The 19560-nt window shown below is 48.5% G+C and carries 20 protein-coding genes; 9 read left to right on the forward strand and 11 right to left on the reverse strand.

What is annotated here, in order from left to right; all coding sequences use genetic code 11:
• On the reverse strand, positions 1 to 1400 hold a 1400-nt coding region (gene ubiD, locus UXZ23_RS13150), incomplete at its 3' end, for a 4-hydroxy-3-polyprenylbenzoate decarboxylase (RefSeq protein WP_320821018.1).
• Between the two features lie 150 nt (positions 1401 to 1550).
• Between ubiD and UXZ23_RS13155 the strand changes: the two genes are divergently transcribed.
• The 4 genes from UXZ23_RS13155 (at position 1551) to UXZ23_RS13170 (ending at position 4072) form a co-directional block, all read left to right on the forward strand.
• Entirely contained in the window at positions 1551 to 1943 is a 393-nt protein-coding gene (locus UXZ23_RS13155; RefSeq protein ID WP_320821019.1) for a DUF423 domain-containing protein, read from the forward strand.
• 9 nt (positions 1944 to 1952) lie between these two features.
• Complete coding sequence (gene trmB, locus UXZ23_RS13160) at positions 1953 to 2729, forward strand: tRNA (guanosine(46)-N7)-methyltransferase TrmB (protein WP_320821020.1); 777 nt, start codon at positions 1953 to 1955, stop codon at positions 2727 to 2729.
• Positions 2730 to 2876: 147 nt separating this feature from the next.
• A complete protein-coding gene (locus UXZ23_RS13165; protein WP_320821021.1) occupies positions 2877 to 3170 on the forward strand; it encodes a PA4642 family protein in 294 nt (97 codons plus the stop codon).
• A 56-nt stretch (positions 3171 to 3226) separates the two neighbouring features.
• A complete protein-coding gene (locus UXZ23_RS13170; protein ID WP_320821022.1) occupies positions 3227 to 4072 on the forward strand; it encodes a hypothetical protein in 846 nt (281 codons plus the stop codon).
• Between the two features lie 57 nt (positions 4073 to 4129).
• Here the strand turns inward: UXZ23_RS13170 and UXZ23_RS13175 are convergent, their stop codons facing one another.
• Positions 4130 to 6022, reverse strand: coding sequence for an ATP-binding cassette domain-containing protein (locus UXZ23_RS13175; protein ID WP_320821023.1), 1893 nt, complete (start codon positions 6020 to 6022; stop codon positions 4130 to 4132).
• A gap of 26 nt (positions 6023 to 6048) precedes the next feature.
• Between UXZ23_RS13175 and UXZ23_RS13180 the strand changes: the two genes are divergently transcribed.
• From UXZ23_RS13180 to UXZ23_RS13190, 3 genes are all read left to right on the forward strand, one after another.
• Complete coding sequence (locus tag UXZ23_RS13180) at positions 6049 to 6534, forward strand: TIGR02444 family protein (protein WP_320821024.1); 486 nt, start codon at positions 6049 to 6051, stop codon at positions 6532 to 6534.
• Positions 6527 to 6958 carry a YbaN family protein gene (locus UXZ23_RS13185; protein WP_320821025.1) on the forward strand — a complete coding sequence of 144 codons (432 nt, stop codon included), beginning with the start codon at positions 6527 to 6529 and terminating at the stop codon, positions 6956 to 6958. Before UXZ23_RS13180 ends, UXZ23_RS13185 begins: the two co-directional genes overlap by 8 nt.
• A 141-nt stretch (positions 6959 to 7099) precedes the next feature.
• Positions 7100 to 7981 carry an alpha/beta hydrolase gene (locus UXZ23_RS13190; RefSeq protein ID WP_320821026.1) on the forward strand — a complete coding sequence of 294 codons (882 nt, stop codon included), beginning with the start codon at positions 7100 to 7102 and terminating at the stop codon, positions 7979 to 7981.
• 18 nt (positions 7982 to 7999) lie between these two features.
• Here the strand turns inward: UXZ23_RS13190 and UXZ23_RS13195 are convergent, their stop codons facing one another.
• The 3 genes from UXZ23_RS13195 to UXZ23_RS13205 form a co-directional block, all read right to left on the reverse strand.
• Positions 8000 to 8326, reverse strand: a complete 327-nt coding sequence (locus tag UXZ23_RS13195; RefSeq protein WP_320821027.1) for an alkyl sulfatase C-terminal domain-containing protein — start codon at positions 8324 to 8326, stop codon at positions 8000 to 8002.
• 159 nt (positions 8327 to 8485) lie between these two features.
• Positions 8486 to 8770, reverse strand: a complete 285-nt coding sequence (locus tag UXZ23_RS13200; protein WP_320821028.1) for a hypothetical protein — start codon at positions 8768 to 8770, stop codon at positions 8486 to 8488.
• A gap of 600 nt (positions 8771 to 9370) precedes the next feature.
• Positions 9371 to 10120 carry a ParA family protein gene (locus UXZ23_RS13205; protein ID WP_320821029.1) on the reverse strand — a complete coding sequence of 250 codons (750 nt, stop codon included), beginning with the start codon at positions 10118 to 10120 and terminating at the stop codon, positions 9371 to 9373.
• A 93-nt stretch (positions 10121 to 10213) separates the two neighbouring features.
• On the opposite strand from UXZ23_RS13205, the gene UXZ23_RS13210 reads away from it, so the two are divergent.
• The gene (locus UXZ23_RS13210) at positions 10214 to 10687 is read left to right on the forward strand and encodes a DUF4124 domain-containing protein (RefSeq protein WP_320821030.1); all 474 of its coding nucleotides are present in this window, start codon (positions 10214 to 10216) and stop codon (positions 10685 to 10687) included.
• A 53-nt stretch (positions 10688 to 10740) separates the two neighbouring features.
• On the opposite strand, the gene UXZ23_RS13215 is transcribed toward UXZ23_RS13210, so the two are convergent.
• From UXZ23_RS13215 to UXZ23_RS13225, 3 genes are all read right to left on the reverse strand, one after another.
• Positions 10741 to 11718, reverse strand: a complete 978-nt coding sequence (locus UXZ23_RS13215; protein ID WP_320821031.1) for a PQQ-binding-like beta-propeller repeat protein — start codon at positions 11716 to 11718, stop codon at positions 10741 to 10743.
• Positions 11719 to 11826: 108 nt separating this feature from the next.
• Positions 11827 to 12300 (reverse strand): sigma D regulator, encoded by a 474-nt coding sequence (gene rsd / locus UXZ23_RS13220; RefSeq protein WP_320821032.1) that lies wholly within the window; start codon positions 12298 to 12300, stop codon positions 11827 to 11829.
• A 209-nt stretch (positions 12301 to 12509) separates the two neighbouring features.
• Positions 12510 to 13046, reverse strand: coding sequence for a disulfide bond formation protein B (locus tag UXZ23_RS13225; RefSeq protein WP_320821033.1), 537 nt, complete (start codon positions 13044 to 13046; stop codon positions 12510 to 12512).
• A 158-nt stretch (positions 13047 to 13204) separates the two neighbouring features.
• Here UXZ23_RS13225 and UXZ23_RS13230 point away from each other — a divergent pair, with 158 nt between their 5' ends.
• The gene (locus tag UXZ23_RS13230) at positions 13205 to 13627 is read left to right on the forward strand and encodes a flagellar basal body-associated FliL family protein (protein ID WP_320821034.1); all 423 of its coding nucleotides are present in this window, start codon (positions 13205 to 13207) and stop codon (positions 13625 to 13627) included.
• A 75-nt stretch (positions 13628 to 13702) separates the two neighbouring features.
• On the opposite strand, the gene gshA is transcribed toward UXZ23_RS13230, so the two are convergent.
• The 3 genes from gshA to UXZ23_RS13245 form a co-directional block, all read right to left on the reverse strand.
• Positions 13703 to 15265: a glutamate--cysteine ligase gene (gene gshA, locus UXZ23_RS13235; RefSeq protein WP_320821035.1), complete on the reverse strand. Its 1563-nt coding sequence runs from the start codon at positions 15263 to 15265 to the stop codon at positions 13703 to 13705.
• Positions 15266 to 15384: 119 nt separating this feature from the next.
• Positions 15385 to 17727: a Tex family protein gene (locus tag UXZ23_RS13240; protein ID WP_320821036.1), complete on the reverse strand. Its 2343-nt coding sequence runs from the start codon at positions 17725 to 17727 to the stop codon at positions 15385 to 15387.
• A 253-nt stretch (positions 17728 to 17980) separates the two neighbouring features.
• Positions 17981 to 19516 (reverse strand): phosphoenolpyruvate carboxykinase, encoded by a 1536-nt coding sequence (locus tag UXZ23_RS13245; RefSeq protein ID WP_320821037.1) that lies wholly within the window; start codon positions 19514 to 19516, stop codon positions 17981 to 17983.
• Positions 19517 to 19560 lie beyond the last annotated feature (44 nt).

Consider the following 19560-nt stretch of genomic DNA (forward strand, 5'->3'; position numbering starts at 1 on the left):
GGCTCACCCCATTCACGGGAGGTCTCTCCCGGCCATTTGTTGGTGGCATCCATTCCCATTTTTGAACCTAAGCCGGAGACGGGTGAAGCAAAATCGAGATAATCGATTGGTGTATTCTCAATCAAGGTCGTATCGCGAGCTGGATCCATACGGGTGGTAATAGCCCAGATAACATCTTCCCAATTGCGTGTGTTGACGTCGTCGTCGACCACAATCACAAACTTGGTGTACATAAACTGGCGCAAGAACGACCAGACACCCATCATCACGCGCTTGGCATGACCCGGATACTGCTTCTTCATGCTGACAATCGCCATGCGATAGGAGCAGCCTTCTGGTGGCAGATAAAAATCCACGATCTCAGGAAATTGCTTCTGCAAAATCGGCACAAACACTTCGTTCAGGGCAACACCCAAAATTGCCGGTTCATCCGGTGGGCGGCCAGTGTACGTGCTGTGATAAATCGGGTTTTTACGATGCGTAATGCGCTCAATGGTAAAGACCGGAAATTGATCGACTTCGTTGTAATAGCCGGTGTGATCACCAAATGGGCCTTCAGGGGCCATTTCGCCGGGATGAATCACGCCTTCAAGCACAATTTCTGCTGAGGCAGGAACCAGCAAGTTGTTGCCGATACTTTTGATTAACTCGGTACGGCTATCGCGCAGCAAACCAGCAAAGGCGTATTCACTGAGGGTATCGGGCACAGGCGTTACTGCGCCAAGAATGGTTGCAGGGTCGGCACCTAAAGCAACGCTCACAGGGAAAGGCTTGCCCGGATTGGCTTTTTGCCATTCTAAAAAGTCTAACGCACCACCACGATGGCTGAGCCAGCGCATGATGACCTTGTTCTTGCCGATCACTTGCTGGCGGTAGATGCCCAAGTTATGGCGATCTTTATGCGGCCCTTTGGTAATAACCAATGGCCACGTAATCAGCGGGCCTGCGTCACCGGGCCAGCAATGCTGCACTGGGATTTTCGATAAATCGACTTGGTCGCCTTCGAGTACAATTTCTTGGCAAGGCGCTTTCTTAACTTCCTTCGGCCCCATGGCCAACACTTTCTTAAAGATCGGCAGTTTCGACCAAGCGTCTTTTAAGCCTTTCGGTGGCTCTGGTTCTTTTAAAAAGGCCAGCAGCTTACCGACTTCACGCAGCGCCTCGACCGACTCTTCGCCCATGCCTAAGGCGACGCGCTCGGGTGTGCCGAATAGATTGGCAAGCACCGGCATATCGTAGCCTTTGGGGTTTTCGAATAGCAGGGCTGGGCCTTTGGCGCGCAGTACGCGGTCGGCAATTTCGGTCATTTCAAGATAGGGATCAACCGGTGTCTTAATGCGTTTAAGCTCACCACGTTTTTCGAGCAATTTGATAAAGTCGCGAAGATCGGCGTACTTCAAGAGAATCTCCCAGATCCAGAGTCTGTTAAGGGCAAGCATGATAGCAGTGTTCATTGCCTAGCTGCCAATTGTGACGGCGGGCCTCGTCTCCTTTATAATGCGAGTCCTTTTGCGTATTACGCTATTTTTGTTCATCCAAGGAGCTGCACAATGCAGGCAAGAAACACCTTGCGCGTCGCCGCTGTCGCTGGTTTTAGCGCTGTTGCTTTTGGTGCGTTTGGCGCTCACGGCTTAAAAGGCCTGCTCGCTCCCGAATTAATGACGGCCTACCAAACCGGCGTGCAATACCATCTCGTGCACGCGGTCGTACTGTTGGTGCTTGCAGCTTGGTTGATGGTGCGTCCTGATCGCTGGCTAAGCCTAGCGAGCGGTTTTATGACCGCAGGTTTAATACTGTTCAGTGGCAGTTTGTACGCCTTGGCTTTAACGGGCGAGCGCAAATTGGGCATGATCACGCCAGTGGGTGGTGTCAGCTGGCTGATTGGTTGGGCCTTATTGTTGGTGGCCGCTAGCCGAATTCCTCATTCTAACTCCCGTTCATAAGGCTTATTTGTGTCTGATAACGAATTGAATAACTCAACGCCGGAATCGGCGTTAGAGACTGAATTACCTGATACCGTTGCCGCTGACGAGGTGGCTGGTAAAGACGATAAACCTGTTTATCGCCGTGGCATTAAAAGCTTTGTTATCCGTGCTGGTCGTCTAACCAAAGGCCAAGAAGGCGCATTGGAACGTCAGTGGCCGACCATGGGTATGGAACTTAGCGACGGTGTGATTAATCCAACTGAGGTATTTGGCCGCGACAGCCATGTGGTGTTGGAAATTGGTTATGGCATGGGACAGTCGTTAGTTAAGATGGCCCAAGCCGCACCAGAAAAAGATTTTATTGGTGTCGAAGTGCATCTACCGGGTGTTGGTTCTTTGCTATATCTGGCTGAAGAAGCCGGTGTGACCAATTTGCGTACTTACAAAGACGACGCGATTGAAGTATTGAAGCTTATTCCTGACGCCAGCATTGATACGGTACAGCTGTTTTTCCCTGATCCGTGGCATAAGAAAAAGCATAATAAACGTCGCATCGTACAAGCTGAATTCGCGCAAACTATTCGCCGGATTTTAAAAGTCGGTGGCATATTTCATATGGCCACTGACTGGGAAGCGTACAGCGAACATATGATGGAAGTGATGGACGCTGCTGACGGCTACGAAAATATCGCCGGTAAAGGCCAATGCGTTGAACGCCCAGAAAATCGCCCACTGACTAAGTTCGAAAAGCGCGGCGAGCTGCGTGGTCATGGCGTTTGGGATTTAATGTTTAAGAAAATTTAACAATATATACGATACGTTCGGGATAGAGGATTGTTGAGCTGACCTTCAGTGCCATGGATGGCACAGCAGAGCCTCCAGGGATGGATTTACGGCGAGTCGCGATACGATCTTCTATCCCCAGCAGAGATTTAATTCGAGGAGAAAAGCATGCAAAAGAAAGATAAAGAAAAAGTATTTGGCGGTGATTGGACAGCAGAACAATTCCGCGAATTTATGCAGGTAGAAAGCTATGACGGCACGGATAAAGATTTTATCTCTGGTGTTCGCGCTTATCGCCATATGTTGCCAGAAACATTTGAGCAATTTGTTGCCCAGTTTAAAGCGGAAGGCCACAACCTCAGCGCCGCTGATCTCGACGGCAAAACATTAGTGCAAACTCTAGCGAGTCATGCACAAGGAGTAGAATACGCGGAAATACTGAAAGCCGCTGGCGCTCAGTAATTCTAATGTTTGATAGGTTTCATGAGAGGCCATTTTTAGCTAACCAAGGTAGGGAAATGATTAATAAAAATATTGGATTATTGCTTAGCGTAATATTGATAGGTTGCGGCGGTGGTTCCGGAGGCGGAAGCTCGATCGACCTAGAACGCTATACCCTTAATCCTTACACTGCAGCCAATGCGAGCGTCAGTAACGCATCCATGACGGGCACTTGGGTTGTTGTGTGGTCAATTATTAATAGAGCAAAAGGACTTGATGGTGCCAAGGTTGAACGCGAAACAACGCATATCAGCCGTAAAGAATTTGTGGTTGTGCGTAGTGGTGACGACGGTTTAGAAATCGCCACATGTACTAATGGCTTTAATTTATTAAGCCTAGAAGATAATTACTGGACCACGAGCGGCGGCAGTGTTCTTGTTATCGACAAAAATAATACGCGCTTATCTGAAGGTGCGGTTAGCGCAGAATATTATGCCGACCTCGTTGATGATGGCCGTGCGACCTTTTCGACTGAATACCGTGCAACCTATTACAAAATCAGCGATGCCACGGGGCCTCTTGGTGGCATTACCTGGAATTGGTCGGATCAAGAAGGTACGGAAAGCGATAATATTTATTGTGCCGGTGTTAATCGTATAGAGGGTGGCGCTCAGCGATTAAGTTTAGGTACGGAATCTGGTTCGATTTTATCAGTTGGAGACAGCATCGAAGTCGGTGTTCCTGACGCGCGTTTTCAAGACCGTACGGGCAGTGGTTATAAGGCGATTGAGCTAACGTTGGGTATCGGCGATTCTTCGTTCTCAGTCTACGATGAAACGGATTTTGGCTTCTCTTTTAATGACGTGTCCATTGAGGGCGGCGATAAGTCCATCACTCTGTATGGCGGCGTGAGCGCCGAGTAGAGTGATCATTAAACAGCGTAACGTGATTACGGTTGCGCTGTTTAATGTTAGAAAATACTAAGCATCCGCTTCCAGCTGCTCGGATAGGTCCATCCATTCCATTTCTACTTCTTCAAGTTCGGTTTTTAATTTACCTTGTTCTTGAATCAGTCTATTCAGCTCGTCTTTGCGACTGGCGTCGTATAAATCAGAATCACCCATTTTTTCTTCGATAACTGTCAACGTAGCCTGCAGCTTTTCCATTTGCTTTTCTGCTGCCTGCTGTTGCTTGCGAATGGGCGCAAGGCGTTGACGCTTTTCAGCGTCTAGCCGTTTTTGTTCTTTACGATCAACGCCAGCATCTGCTTTGTTTTCGGCACCTGAGCTTTGTTCGCTCTGCGGTGCAAACTGTTCACGCTGATTAAGGTACTGATGGTAATCGTCGAGATCGCCATCAAATGGTTGTACCTTACGATGATCGACCAGCCAATATTCATCCACGGTAGATTTTAATAAATGGCGATCATGGCTCACGATTAAAATCGCGCCTTCAAAATTTTGCAGCGCCATCGCCAAGGCTTCGCGCATTTCAATGTCGAGATGGTTGGTTGGCTCATCGAGAATCAATAAATTCGGTTTTTGCCACGCAACGCAGGCAAGCGCCAAACGCGCTTTTTCGCCGCCAGAAAAAGGCTCGATAATTTCTAATGCTTTATCACCCGAGAAACCGAAGCCGCCCAAAAAATTACGAATTTCTTGATCGCTTGCCGTTGGTTTCATGCGCTGCAATATCAATGCGCCGCTGGCGTTAACATCCAACGACTCCAATTGATGCTGAGCAAAATAACCGATTTTTAAATGCTCGCCACTGTTGCGCTGGCCATTCACCATCGGAATTTCTTCGCATAGGGTTTTTAATAAAGTCGATTTACCCGCGCCATTTGGCCCTACCAAGCCGATACGATGACCCGGAACAATTGAAATTTTCACCTGAGGTAATAACACGCTACCGGCATAGCCGAGATCGGCATGATCAATCGCCAGTAAGGGCGTCGACATTTTATCCGCACAGGGGAATTTAAAATGAAACGGCGAATCGACATGCGCAGGGGCAATTAACTCCATACGCTCTAATTCTTTAATCCGGCTTTGTGCTTGCTTGGCTTTACTGGCTTTTGCACGGAAGCGCGCGACGAATTGTTCGATTTCGGCAACACGGGTTTGCTGCTTTTCGAATAGGGTTTGTTGCTGCGCTAGCTTCTCTGCACGAATGCGCTCGTAAGCGCTGTAGTTGCCCGGATACATAGTCAACTGATGTTGATGCAAGTGCACGATATGATCGGCTACGCCGTCGATAAAATCACGGTCGTGAGAGATAAACAGCAAAGTGCCGGTATAGTTTTTAAGCCATTGCTCAAACCACATCGTCGCATATAAATCTAAGTGGTTATTCGGCTCATCGAGTAACAGTAGGTCCGACGGCATCAGTAGCGCTTGCGCTAAGTTTAAACGAATACGCCAACCACCGGAGAAATCACTCACAGGGCGTTGCAGATCGCTTTGGGCAAAGCCCAAGCCGTGCAGTAGTTGCTCCGCGCGCACCGGCACTTGATAGCCTTGGTGCTTATCCATTTCATCCAGCCAGCGGGTTAGATCGGCATCGTTGGCCGCGTTGGCGATGCCTTTCTCTATCAGGCGATAGGTATGATCACCATCAATGGCGTAATCCAGTGCGCTACGGCTGCTAGCCTCAACTTCTTGAGCCATGTGAGCAATGCGCCACTTGGGCGGAATGTATAAATCACCACCATCGATCTGAAGTTCGCCATTTAGCAAAGCAAACAAGCTCGACTTACCGGCGCCATTCGGGCCGATGAGGGCCATTTTCTGGCCATCGTGTATGCGTAAGCTCGCCTTGCTAAGCAAGGGATTAGTTCCGCGTTGGAGTGAAACCTGATTAAATTCGATCATAACAGTCAGCAAAAAAGGCAAAGGCAATGGCGGCGCAGTGTGCCACAGATTCGGACGATAACCCACTATGGCAGTACGCACTTGCGGTGTATGGCAAGCCCGGTGTCGCCCAACACTTGCTGGTTGGCCAAGATCAGCTCGGTCTTGATGTGCTCTGGTGTTTAACCGCCTTGTGGCTAGCGGAGCAAAAGCAGGTGTTAACGCCTGCCCTGATGCAGCAAGTTGCTTACGACCAATGGCGTTCTAGCATGATTATCCCATTGCGCGCGCTACGATATCGCTGCGATAAAACCCACGATGCCGCTTTACGAAAAGCCTTATTAGCCGCTGAGCTTGCAGCCGAGAAACGCGGCATTGCTCTGCTGTATGCTGGGTTAGCGGGAAAGGGTGTCATGGGGCCGGTGGATGATTGTAATCTGGATGAGTTGGTGCATGGAAATTTGAGTGTGTTGACAGACAGAGGCCAGTGGATTAATGCGTTGGCCCAGTTATGTTGGCAAAGCAATGACTGATGAATCAAAAATGTCCAATCGCACCGTGATCCGCCAACCGCTTTTACGGCTTGTGGTGTTCTCTTGCGGCTGGTTAAGTTTGGCGTTAGGGGTTGCGGGTATATTTCTGCCGGTGCTACCTACGACGCCATTTTTACTGCTATCTGCCGCCTGTTTTATTCGCACCTCTCCACGTTTTTATCACTGGTTAATTGAGCATCCGCATCTGGGAAAATACGTGATTTATTACCTAGACGGTCAGGGGATGCCGAAGAAGGCGAAGGTTTATACCTTACTGTTGATGTGGACCACTATGCTGTTAACGGCTTTTGTTTTTACTGACAGGCTGATGTTGAAAATATTGTTGCCGCTCATTGGGCTTGGTGTGAGTATTTATATTATTAGGTTGCCAACGTTAGTGCTAAAGGACAGTGAAAAGAGATGATGAGAATCGATGTTAATTTAACTTCTGACGAACATCTATTTTAGGCTACTTGGTGTCTGATTTAGATCGAATTGCTAGTTATAGAGCGTCGCAGAAAAAACTGAAATATCTGTTAGGGTACTAAAAAATATTGGGGATCACATGATGACTTATGCTAGCCAACCCGAATCTTTGCAAGAATGGCAGGCGCAGGGGCAGTATTTTGATTTCGCTGGGCATAATATTTTTTATAGGACCGCAGGAGAGCGCGATAAACCGGTGGTTTTGCTGATTCATGGGTTTCCAACCGCGAGCTGGGACTGGCGTCATCAGTGGTTGTTATTAAGCCAAGACTATTTTGTTATCACCGCTGATATGCTGGGTTTTGGCTTTAGTGATAAACCAACCAATGCGCAATATTCTATTAGTTTGCAAGCCGATCTGTTTGACGCTTTGCTCGATAAGCTAGATGTAGAGCAATACCATCTGGTCGCTCATGACTATGGCGATACCGTAGCGCAGGAGCTATTAGCTCGTCAGGCTGAGCATGCTAAGCAGTTAATTCTTAGTGTGCAGTTATTAAATGGTGGTTTATTTCCCGAGACCCATCGCCCGGTACTTGTGCAGAAATTATTGATTAGCCCACTAGGCCATTTATTCTCTCGTTTATTTAATGAAAAAAAACTTCGCAGTACCTTTGCGCATATTTGCCGCCAGCCCCTCAGTGATGAGGAGTTAGCAGGAATTTGGCACTTGTTCAGTTTTAATCAAGGTGCGCGGGTGATGCATAAGTTAATTCGTTATATGCAAGAGCGGCGCGAACATCGAGCACGCTGGGTCGGTGCTTTGCAAATATGCCAAGTACCTATGCAGATTATTAACGGTGCAGATGATCCTATTTCGGGTCGCCATATGGTGCAGCGTTTTACCGAGGTGGTGGGCGATAAGCCGATTATTTCGCTTGAGGGGGTTGGCCATTATCCGCAATTAGAAGCCCCTCGGGCGGTTAGCGATGCGCTAATCGCCTTTTTAAAGGGCTTATGATTATTGCTTTTTCTGAGTTTATTCCGGCGTTACGATTGCAAATGATGTCGCTGGTTTTTCAAATAACGAGAAAAATCGCACTAAATCAATACGACTGCCATCTACCGATAAATCATCAGAAAATAGCGTGTCTTTTAGACCTGCCTCACCGACTAACATGCTGACAAATAAGGGATGGGTAAGATTGAGTGTGGCATTAACGTCACTATCGCTATTGGTTTCTTTGGCGTGATGCAATACCGAGTTTTCAAGCCACAGCAGGTGAGTTTCATTTAGATCGGTAAAGTGCAGTCGTATACGCCAGTTTTTGTCTGTAGCATCTTCGGCTTTTAGGCGCACTGCCATGCTATCGAAGAAGTTCTCAATGGGGTGAGTAGAAGCATATCTTTCATCGTGGCGATATTAATGCCTTTTTCTGGTGTGCCATGACGCAGTTCTAGTGCATCGGTTAAATAAACGTCTCGCCAAGGGCCAGATTCAGCTTGATAACCCTACTGGTCATAATTAGTGGCGAGTAATTCTTTTGCTAGGGCGTTGCAGCTCTTCCGCTATATCTCCGGGCGTTTTACCTTTATTCATCAGGCGTACGGTTTGATCATGAATGTATTTGTAAGTATCACGCTGTTGCTTAAGAAACTCTTGAATACGCTCATGTCCCCACATTGGCCAATGGTGACTGGCAAAGTAGATGTCGGCTCCGTCGTACAGGTGACGCATTTCTTCGATATAGCCACTCCACTTTAATGCGTCACGCACTTTTGCGCCGCGCAGTGTATAGAGATTGTGCATGTTGCGAGATACCACCTCTCCACCACAGAAAGCCTTTAATTGTGGTAAGTAAAAAGTGAATTCTGCCGGTGCTTCCGATTCGGGGGTGTATTGAAACTGAAAATTGACGCCGTCTAACGTGAGTTCAGTTACTGTTTTTCCAACTAGGGTGTTAGGCGCGACAATGCTGAATTCACCAAAGGCTGGGCCTTTACCTAAACCAGAATCAACATGACCCCATTTTTTACTTCAAATAGCCCGTTAATATTATTAAGTTTGGCTTGTCGCCATAGGCTTGGATTAACAGAGCCTGGTGCATCACCTTGTACAAAATCATAAGCCGGGCGATCCCATACTAGGGCTTCTGGATCTCGTAGTGAGGCTGTTTTTAGTGGCGACAGGCTAGCAATTAGCCCACGACGAGCGTCGTTGAAATCTTGTTGATCAGCCAGCGGTAGTTGCTTTAAAACGTTTTGCTGCGCTGCTAAAGTAAAGCTGCTGGGCTCGGTATTACCCCAAGCGCCGACATCAACGTCTGGTATATCGCTTATTTGAGGCTAATAAAGTCGAATTATTCTAGAGCTCCTAAGTTGAGCCATCCGGGCTTTTGGGTCGATCATGTCAGCGCTGAGTTGATTTTTCTGCATCGACTTTACTAATGGTGTTGTTGAGCCACTTCATCAATGGCACCCATTCTTCTAAATCTTTTTCGTGCTGGCGATCAAAATCAATTAAGCCAAACCCATGTTCGCTGGCTCGCACGTAAAACTGGGTATCGCGCAGTGTGGCGATAAAGGGAATTCCTAAGCTTTTTAAGAAAACTTCGAGTTTGCCGTATACCAAAGTGTTGCGCTTCACGCGGTTGGCAATCACGGCGATGGGTTTAGGCTGTTTGCGATAAGATTGAGACAGTAATACGTCGCGAATAAATTCGGTTGCAGCGCGAATATCAATGGCTGAAGGAATAACTGGGATTAGCAAAATATCGGTATGGCCGATCAAATCAGAAAGTTCATTACCGTTTAGCCCAGCAGGTGTATCAATCACTACACGTTGAGTGGATAGCGGTACTCTTAAGCGCCAGCTGAGTGTTCCTGCCCCGCCATTGCGTTCGCGATAGGCGGCAATGCCGTTAATGATAGGTAGATTGCTGCCTCGGGCCTTTAACCATTCGGTTGATGAACCTTGGGGATCGTAGTCGAGCAGAGTCGTGACTTCACCTTGGCGGGCAAAGTAGCTGGCCAAGTTGGTGGCGAGGGTCGTTTTTCCACAGCCGCCTTTGGCGTTGGCAACCAATACGCGAATTGGTCGAGCGTAGCCGACAACACGAGTGGTGCTTTTGATTTCTTCGGGCGTTGCTGTCTGACTCACTATGTATCCTTGATAGACTTATACAGACTTACCCTAAGCATAAGCTATAATTCGCCAACTTGACGAAAATAACGACATTCCAAGGACGGTAGCATGCGCATTCAATTTATTATTTTTATTATCGGTTTACTTGGCTTAGCACTGGCGACGCCTTACATCATGCAGCAAACGGGTGTGGTTCCCGGTGTGGTTCCGGGCAAGGGCAGTGCCGCCGCTACTGGTGATCTTCTTTCAAGTTTTACTCCTGACATCTTGTCGACTAATGACACGCGCCAAACTTTTTACAAGTGGCAAGATTCTAAGGGTACTTGGCATTTTGGTGATACGCTCCCTAAGGGGGTGGCAGCGATTGAGGTGAGCGTCGATACTGCCGCCAACGTATTACGCCCTGTCGCGGCTCCTGAGGCGCCTGCTAGCGATACTAAAACGAGCGATGGGGCTAGCTCTATAGTGCCATTACCCATGACAGTGAGTCCTACGCAGTTAAGCACGCTCATTGATGACGCGAAGAATGTGCAAAACCTCATGGATGACCGCGTTAAAAACATAGAGGCCGCCACTCGTTAATTCGGCGGCTTAATCCAGTCTCTCTAAAGCTTAAACAACTAAGCTAAATGTTATCAGCGCAGGTGGTAAATGCGTCCATTGGCACCTGCGGCAAGCCAATGATCCGCAGCGAAGGCGACGTCCTCCACTTGGACATTGCTGCTAATCCATTTATCCCTAGCGCTGGCTCGCCATGTCTTTTTCAGGGTGCCGTTACTTAAATCCCACAGTTGAATCTGGCCTGAGGTATTTCCGGTGAGTAGAGTTTTTTCATTAGAACTAAAGCGTGCGGCGCTGAAATGTCCACGCCCGCCCGGCAGTTCGAACAATAACTTGCCATTAGCGGTATCCCACACCCGTCCGCTTTCTCCCATGGATGAGGTAAATACCAGTTTTCCGCTAGGAGATATTTCTGCGGTACGCACCTGATTTTTATGGCTGAGCACTTGTAAGCGTTTACCACTTTGTAAGTTCCAGATGCCTGCGGTCAGATCACCGCTTGCCGTTGCTGCGATTAATCCGTCGGCACTCATGCTGACATCGTAGACGATACCTTCATGGGTTAGCCGTTTTCGAATACCGCCATTCTGAATATCGAATAGGGTGGCGGTGTAATCCGCCATGCCTAATAACGCAAGCTCACCCGCAGTGGAAAGGGCGATATCTTCAATGTCGCCTGGAGCATTCCAAAACCACACCGCTTCACCGCTTTGGCGCTGCCATAGAACGATGGTGCGAGTATCGGTCGTTGCGACAAAGTCGTCGTTGGGCGCAAATGCGCTGCCGGTAATGTTGCTGTAGCCGTCAGGGCGATGATTCCAATCGAAAATTCGTTCAGCTGGATTCAGTGTCCATAAGCTGCCGCCATGATGAATGCTACCGACGGCCGCGCTGCTGCCATCGTGTGACAATGCGATTGAATATGCACCTTGGGTGGTGACATCGGTTGTGCTGCTAGGAGGTATGGCGTTGTCGCAGCCACTGAGCGCTACTGTCGTCAATACGGTTATCAAGAGGCGATTGATTAGATGTCGATTTTGCGGGAACAACATAGCGTTTCGTCCGTGATCGGTTCACTGAAAGAATACGGTGCTAACAAGCACCGCTATCTATAATGGTTAGATAATCTTTACAGTGTAGACGCCGATGTGACTTTTGGCTTATTCGGTCACGAGTTCTCGGTGAATATTATGCAGACGCTCAATAAGCTGATCTTCAAGTTGGAAACGTTCTTCTAGGTTTTCGCCCATAGCTGACAGGTCAGCCGATAGCTTTCCTAGCTGTTCTAGGTTGCAATGCTTATCGTAGGTATCGTTAAAATCAACGCACTGAGTAGTGAGTGCATCGAGACGTGGAACTAGCTTGTTGGCTAGATCTAAGCCACCGTCATCGTATTCGCGAGCTTCATTGATCAGTTGTTCGTAGATTTCAAAATGTCCCGCAGAGCAGTAATCCATCATCATTTCGCAAAAGTTTTGGATCGCGGTACCAATCGGTTCTTCGGTTGATAGTGGTTTGCTGGCTGATAAGTTGCAGAACACAACGATCAGTGATTGACGAGAATTTAGCCAATTATCAATTAATTGATGAACTCCGCCCCAACGTTCTTTGGCTGATTTGCATTCTTCTAACATGGTTTTCCCCTTAAATGTCTTACTCACACAACCGGCACATTGGCACGATTATCATCTTTGTTTGAAGACACTATAGGCGCGCTAAAATGGCTGGCGCAAGCAGCTTTTTTCAGTTTTTTTGCTTGAAATTTGGGGGTGTTGTGCTTCTGTCGATGTGAACCGGAGGCGCATGCGATGCGGCTCCGGCGGAATGCGTTGCTTAAAGTGTCTTAGCGACGCTTGAATGTGCTCGCTAAGGCAACAATCGCAGCAACCACAAAACCGATGAACCATATGCGAGTCCACTCCGGCATGCTCAAGCCCCAGAAGCTCCAATCGACGTCAGCGCAGCTACCATTACCACGCAGCATGGTGGTGATTAGTTCGTTAATAGGCAGGGTTTCGATCATGTAGTCCAAGCTGGTTCCACATGAGGGAACCTGATCTGTCGGTAAGCCTTGAATCCAAACATGATGATCCGCTACCCAAGTGCCAAAGATTGCAGAGGCCAAAATAAAGACGAGGGCAATAAGGTGCGAAATTTTGCCGTTACGGGTAAAAAACGCCGCTAAGCAGCCTAAGCCAATCGCTAGAGTGGCAATGCGCTGCATGATGCACAAAGGGCAAGGGTCTAAATAGAGTACGTATTCAAAGTAGTAAGCTGCTGCGAGTAAACCAACGCAGGATATAAACCCTACGAGATAACCAATGCTAAGCAGCGTTGGGTTTAACGGCAGTAAGCCTGTTTGGGCAGAAGAGGACGTCATGTCTTGGTGTACTCCAAGCGTACGAAGTGAATGATTGCCGCAGTGTATCACAGCGTTTGTTGTGACTTTCATAGGCGGTTATCTGGTCTAAGCTGAATACAGACTTGGAGGTCGGGGCAAGGGTTCCCCGGCTAGCAGATAAATAACAGGAGATATGCATGACTTGGCGCGCTGTATGGCTGTGGTGTGGATTAAGTATCGCGGGACTCACGTCGCCGGTTTGGGCCGAAGATGCGGCAGAAGGCGAAGCTTCTGGGCCGCAAACGCGTTACATCTATATGGAACCTGCGTTTGTCGTGAACTACGGTAGTACTGGAAGGATGAAATATTTACGCACAGAAGTAGCGTTAAAGGTGTCCAGCGCTGAGGCGGCGGGCAAAGTGAGTGAGCATAAGCCTTATCTCCGCAATAATTTAGTGATGATGTTCAGTGCCCAAGAGTCAGAGATTATGAATAGTTCGCAAGGGCGAGAGCAGCTACGCAAGTTAGCGCTTGATGAGGTGAGAGCGGTGATGGAACAGCTTGAAGGTATGCCGTATATCGACGACTTATATTTCAGCAATTTTGTCGTGCAGAACTAGTTAAAGCCCTACTGTATATTTAAAAAAGCCGCTGTCATTTTCATGGTAGCGGCTTTTTTGTGGGTAATTGAGCACTTAATCGCGCTTTAAATACTCTTTTAAGTATTGCTCAAATGGTAGGTTATCGTTTTCCTCAAGTGCACGCTGGTTGCTCAATGATTCCTGTGCCATGGCTGTCCATTGTTGGCGCACTGTAGCGCCCAGAGGTTCAGATAAAGTTTTACGATGCTGCAATGCTTGATCCAAGGTTAGTTCGCTAAATTCCTTACCTGTATCAATCAAAGCGGCCAGCACCTGCGCTGACGGTGTACGGCTACTATCAACCAATTTGAGGCGCTGTTGGTATAGTGAATCTAAGTGAAAGTTGTAGCTGTGTGCTTGGTCGAATTTCTCTGCTAGGACCATCATGTCATCGATTAATTCGATGCCCCATGCTTGCAGTGATATCTCCGTGTTGTCGCGTTTTAGCATTAGGCCAGGACGTCGGCCTTCCATTACCGTGCTTTGCAGGTTGTCCTTCAGCAGTGCACAGTCAGCATCGCTAATATTTGGGCTGTCGTGCAAGGCGCACCATGTTAAGAACACGTCCATGAATTGCATCTGTGGAATATCAATACCGACTGGCATAAATGGATTCACATCGGTACAGCGCACTTCAATGTACTGAATTCCAGCCCGAGACAGGGACTCCAACGGTTTTTCTCCCGATGGGCCAATACGTTTAGGGCGTACATCGCTGTAAAATTCGTTTTCGATTTGCAGCAAGTTGGTATTCAGCTGCTTGTATTGGCCTGTCTCATCTTGCATGCCAATCGCTTCATACGCTGCAACTGGTACGGAAATGGCTTCCCCTAAGGTTTCGATATAGCGCGCTAAAGAGTTGTGACAGACGGTCAGTTCTGACTGCGCATTATTCTGGTAGCCAAGGTCGCTCATACGCAACGACGTGGCATAGGGTGCGTACAAGGTGTGTTGATGGAGCGTATCGAGTGTGTGTTTGCGACCGGCTAAAAAGCTGGAGCACACTGCTGGCGAGGCACCAAACAAGTAGATCAACAACCAAGAGTAGCGCCGGAAGTTACGAATTAAGCGCAGGTAACCAGCCGATATGTAGGTCTGATTGGCTTCCTTACCTTCTGCCGTGGCAATTAATTGCCATAATTCTTCTGGTAACGAGAAATTGTAATGGATACCGGCAATACATTGCATCGTGCGACCGTAGCGGTGCCATAAACCATGACGGTAAACATGCTTGAGCTGGCCGAGATTCGAACTGCCGTAATACGCAATTGGAATGCTCATTTCGCCTTGCAGAATACAGGGCATGGAGCTTGGCCAAATCACTTCGGCATCCATTTGGCTGTAGGCGAAACGATGAGCTACATCGAGGTAAGCATGGGCTTCATGAGCGCTGCCTAATACGGGAGTGATAAATTCCAGTAGTGATTCTGAGTAATCAGTGGTGATGCTTGGATGCGTTAGTGCCGATCCTAGACCTTTAGGATGTGGCGTTTGGGAGATGATTCCCTGATTTGATGCACGCAAGCCTTCCTTCTCTATACCTCGATTTAACTGGGTTAGAAGCGGTAGATTGTTCGGAAGACTCAATTGAGCCAGTAGGTCGTTATAGGTCGCCAAAGTCGCCTCGAGAATGCATCAGGTTTCGGCGATTATAGGGAAAGGCGGTTGTACACGTAAGCGATAATTGCACCTGCCATGAAGTCTATTAACCCATGGCAGGAACAGATCGTTTTAGATTATTTTTTCGCTTTAGCAAAAGCCGCCGCTAAGGCCCCTGCCATCGCACCTTGGCTATTGCTGTTTTTGTCGGCAAAGCTGGTGGATTGCTTGTGACTTTGTTGGCCGCGCGGATTGCGTTGCCCTTGGCGTTCGCCCGGCGTTTTTTCGTTGGCTTTTTCCGTGGCGTCGTCGCTCATGCGCATGGACAAACCGATACGTTTGCGCGGAATATCCACCTCCATCACCTTCACCTTAACGATATCTCCTGCTTTGACCACATCGCGCGGGTCTTTGACGAATGTCTCTGACAGTGCGGAGATATGCACTAGGCCGTCTTGATGAACACCAATATCAACGAAGGCACCAAATGCGGCAACGTTGGTAATAACCCCTTCAAGCACCATGTTTGGTTTTAGATCATTGAGGGTTTCAACGCCGTCTTGATACTGCGCGAACTTGAATTCTGGGCGTGGGTCACGGCCCGGTTTTTCGAGCTCGTTAAGAATATCTTGAATGGTGATCACACCGGCGCTTTCGGTCGCGAACTCCGCCGCATTCACTGACTTCAAGAAGCTGCCATCGCCAATCAAGCTACTGACATCGCGGGAGAATTTATGCGCGATATTTTTCACCAGCGGGTACGACTCGGGGTGAACCGCCGAAGCATCGAGCGGGTTTTTACCCTTCATAATACGTAAGAAGCCAGCGGCAAGCTCAAAGGTCTTTTCGCCTAGGCGAGGCACTTTTTTTAGGTCGCTACGACTATTAAACGCACCATTGGCATCGCGGAAAGCAATGATGTTGCTCGCCAATGTGCTGTTTAAACCAGACACGCGAGTCAGCAGCGGCACCGACGCTGTATTCAAATCCACACCCACTGAGTTCACACAGTCTTCGATTACAGTATCGAGCATGCGCGCCAGATGGCTTTGGTTAACATCATGCTGATATTGGCCGACCCCAATCGACTTAGGTTCAATTTTCACCAGTTCCGCCAACGGATCTTGTAAGCGACGAGCAATCGACACCGCACCTCGAATAGTAACGTCTAAATCGGGGAATTCTTTGGCTGCCAGTTCAGATGCGGAATAAATTGAAGCACCGGCTTCGTTCACCATAATCTTCTGCACGGATTTCAAACCGGCATGCTTGAGCATATCGCCGACAAATTTATCGGTTTCGCGGCTTGCGGTGCCGTTACCAATCGCGATTAGCTCGACATTATGCTTTTGGATCAATGCCAGCAGGATAGCGCCGGACTCGGCAATTTTATTTTGCGGCGGCGTTGGATAAATAGCGCAGTGATCCAATACTTTACCGGTGGCATCGACAACCGCGACTTTAACACCGGTACGCATACCAGGGTCCAGACCAATGGTGGTTTTTGCGCCTGCTGGAGCAGCCAAAAGTAAGTCTTTCAGGTTGTCTGCGAACACTTTAATTGCAGCTTCTTCTGCGCGCTCGCGCAGGTTGCCAACCAATTCAGTTTCTAAGTGCGTGAGCAATTTGATGCGCCATGTCCATTTCACCACTTCCGATAACCATTTGTCGGCAGCACGACCTTGGTTTTTAACACCAACATGATCGGCAATCATGGCTTCGCACGGGCTGGCTGCGAGCTTGTCATCAGGATTACCCGTTACCAAGCTGAAGGTTAAAACGCCTTCATTGCGACCGCGCAAAATAGCGAGAGCGCGATGACTTGGCACGTTTTTAAGCGCCTCGTCATGTTCAAAATAATCGGCGAACTTAGCGCCTTCTTGTTCTTTGCCCGGCACCATACGTACCGATAGAGTCGCTTCTTGCTGCATAAACTGGCGTAAAGAAGCCAGCAGGTTGGCGTTCTCAGCAAAGCGTTCCATCAAAATGTACTTAGCGCCATCCAATGCCGCTTTGACATCGGTAACGCCTTTTTCGGCGTCGATGTATTTTGCGGCTTCGGCTTCTGGATCAAGATTCGGGTTCTCGAATACGCCTTCGGCAAGAGGCTGCAAACCGGCCTCAATGGCAATTTGACCTTTGGTACGGCGCTTTTGTTTGTACGGTAGGTATAAATCTTCAAGACGGGTCTTAGTATCGGCGCTGTCGATTTCACGCGCTAACTCTGGCGTTAACTTGCCCTGCTCTTCAATGCTTTTGAGGATAGAGATACGGCGATCTTCCATCTCGCGCAGATAGCGCAAACGTTCTTCCAGATTACGCAACTGAGTGTCATCCAATGAACCTGTGACTTCCTTACGATAACGAGAAATAAACGGCACTGTCGCACCTTCATCTAACAAAGCCACAGCGGCAGTAACTTGCTGTGGACGAATACCTAACTCGGTAGCGATACGTTGACCAATATCTGCGTGACTCATAACACTCTCTAAAGCGAAAAAACGTGGGGGGAGTATAACGAAAAATGGGGTGGGCTTGTTATAGGTGATTTGCGGTAGTCGTCACGGTTCCTATGTAGGAGTTACTCCAGGAGCGCCAGCGAGCAGTGACGAGCAGGAGAGTGAGATATCCTTGCGACGACGAACAAAAAACGTTCGTTGAGTCGCTCCTACATATCTTTCGTCCACAAAAAAGCCCCGCATGGCGGGGCTTTTTCTACAGGCTTAACAGCAATTATTCTGCTGAAGGACCCGCAGCTACGATGGCATCAGAGACATCGTATTTCTTGAAGTTTGCAGTGAACTGAGCTGCCAAGCCTTTTGCCGCATCAGTCCATTTCGCTTCGTCGCCCCAAGCATTGATTGGGTTCAGCAAGTGAGTGTCTACACCGCTAACGGCTTTAGGTACGTTCAAGCCGAATACTGGAAGAGTCTCAGTTTCTGCATCGCGTAACGCGCCAGTTTGAATCGCGCTGATCACTGCACGAGTCGTTGGTATTGAGAAACGCTCGCCGCCTGCGCCGTTAGCACCACCCGTCCAGCCAGTGTTGACTAGGTACACTTGTGAGTCGAATTCAGTCACACGCTTCATCAACAATTCAGCGTATTCACCCGCTGGACGCGGGAAGAATGGTGCCCCGAAACAAGTAGAGAAAGTAGACTTAAGGCCTTTAGAACCACCCATCTCAGTAGAACCAACAAGGGCTGTGTAACCACTTAGGAAGTGATAAGCCGCTTGTTCTTTGGTCAGTACTGATACTGGAGGAAGAACGCCAGTCATGTCGCAAGTTAAGAAGATAACCGCTTTTGGCTCGCCACCTTTGTTTTCTGCAACGCGCTTTTCTACGTGCTCAAGTGGGTACGCACAACGACCATTTTCAGTCAGGCTGACGTCGCTGTAATCGGCAGTACGCGCTTCGTTGATTACTACGTTTTCAACGATAGCGCCAAACTTGATCGCGTTCCAAATGATTGGTTCATTCTTCTGAGACAAGTCGATGGTTTTTGCGTAGCAGCCGCCTTCGATGTTGAATACTGTGCCTTTGCCCCAACCGTGCTCGTCGTCACCAATTAGGAAGCGTTCTGGGTCGGCAGATAGGGTAGTTTTACCAGTACCTGATAGACCGAAGAACAAGCAAGTGTCGCCGTCGTCACCTACGTTGGCAGAGCAGTGCATTGGCAGCACGTCTTTTTCTGGCAACAGGAAGTTTTGTACCGAGAACATGGCTTTTTTCATTTCACCGGCGTAACGCATGCCAGCCAATAATACTTTGCGTTGAGCGAAGTTGAGGATCACGCAACCGTCAGAGTTGGTGCCATCACGCTCAGGTACGCATTCAAAACCAGCAACGTTCAGAATCTGCCATTCTTCTTTAGAAGAGCCATTGTAGCTCTCTGGGCGAATGAATAAGTTGCGGCCAAACAGGTTCTGCCAAGCAGTCTGAGTGGTCATTTTAACGGGTAGGTAGTGCTGAGGATCTGAACCAACGTGTACATGAGATACGAAGCTATCGTGTTGCGACAGATACTCTTCTACGCGTTCCCACAAAGCGTCGAACTTGTCAGCGTCGAATGGGCGGTTGATGTTGCCCCAATCAATGGCATCTTTGCTGCTCGGCTCTTCAACGATGTAGCGGTCCATTGGCGAGCGGCCAGTACGAGCACCAGTTTTTACAACCAGTGCGCCATTGTCCTGCAGTTGGCCTTCGCCACGCAGAATCGCTTGTTCTACCAAAAATGGTGTGGATAAGTCGGTGTAAACAGTCGTCATATCGGTGCCCAGTGGGGTCCTCATTAATCGTGTGCGGCTTTTGG

Origin of the sequence: Thalassolituus sp., assembly GCF_034111725.1 — a bacterium.
Classification (GTDB): Bacteria; Pseudomonadota; Gammaproteobacteria; order Pseudomonadales; family Oceanobacteraceae; genus Thalassolituus.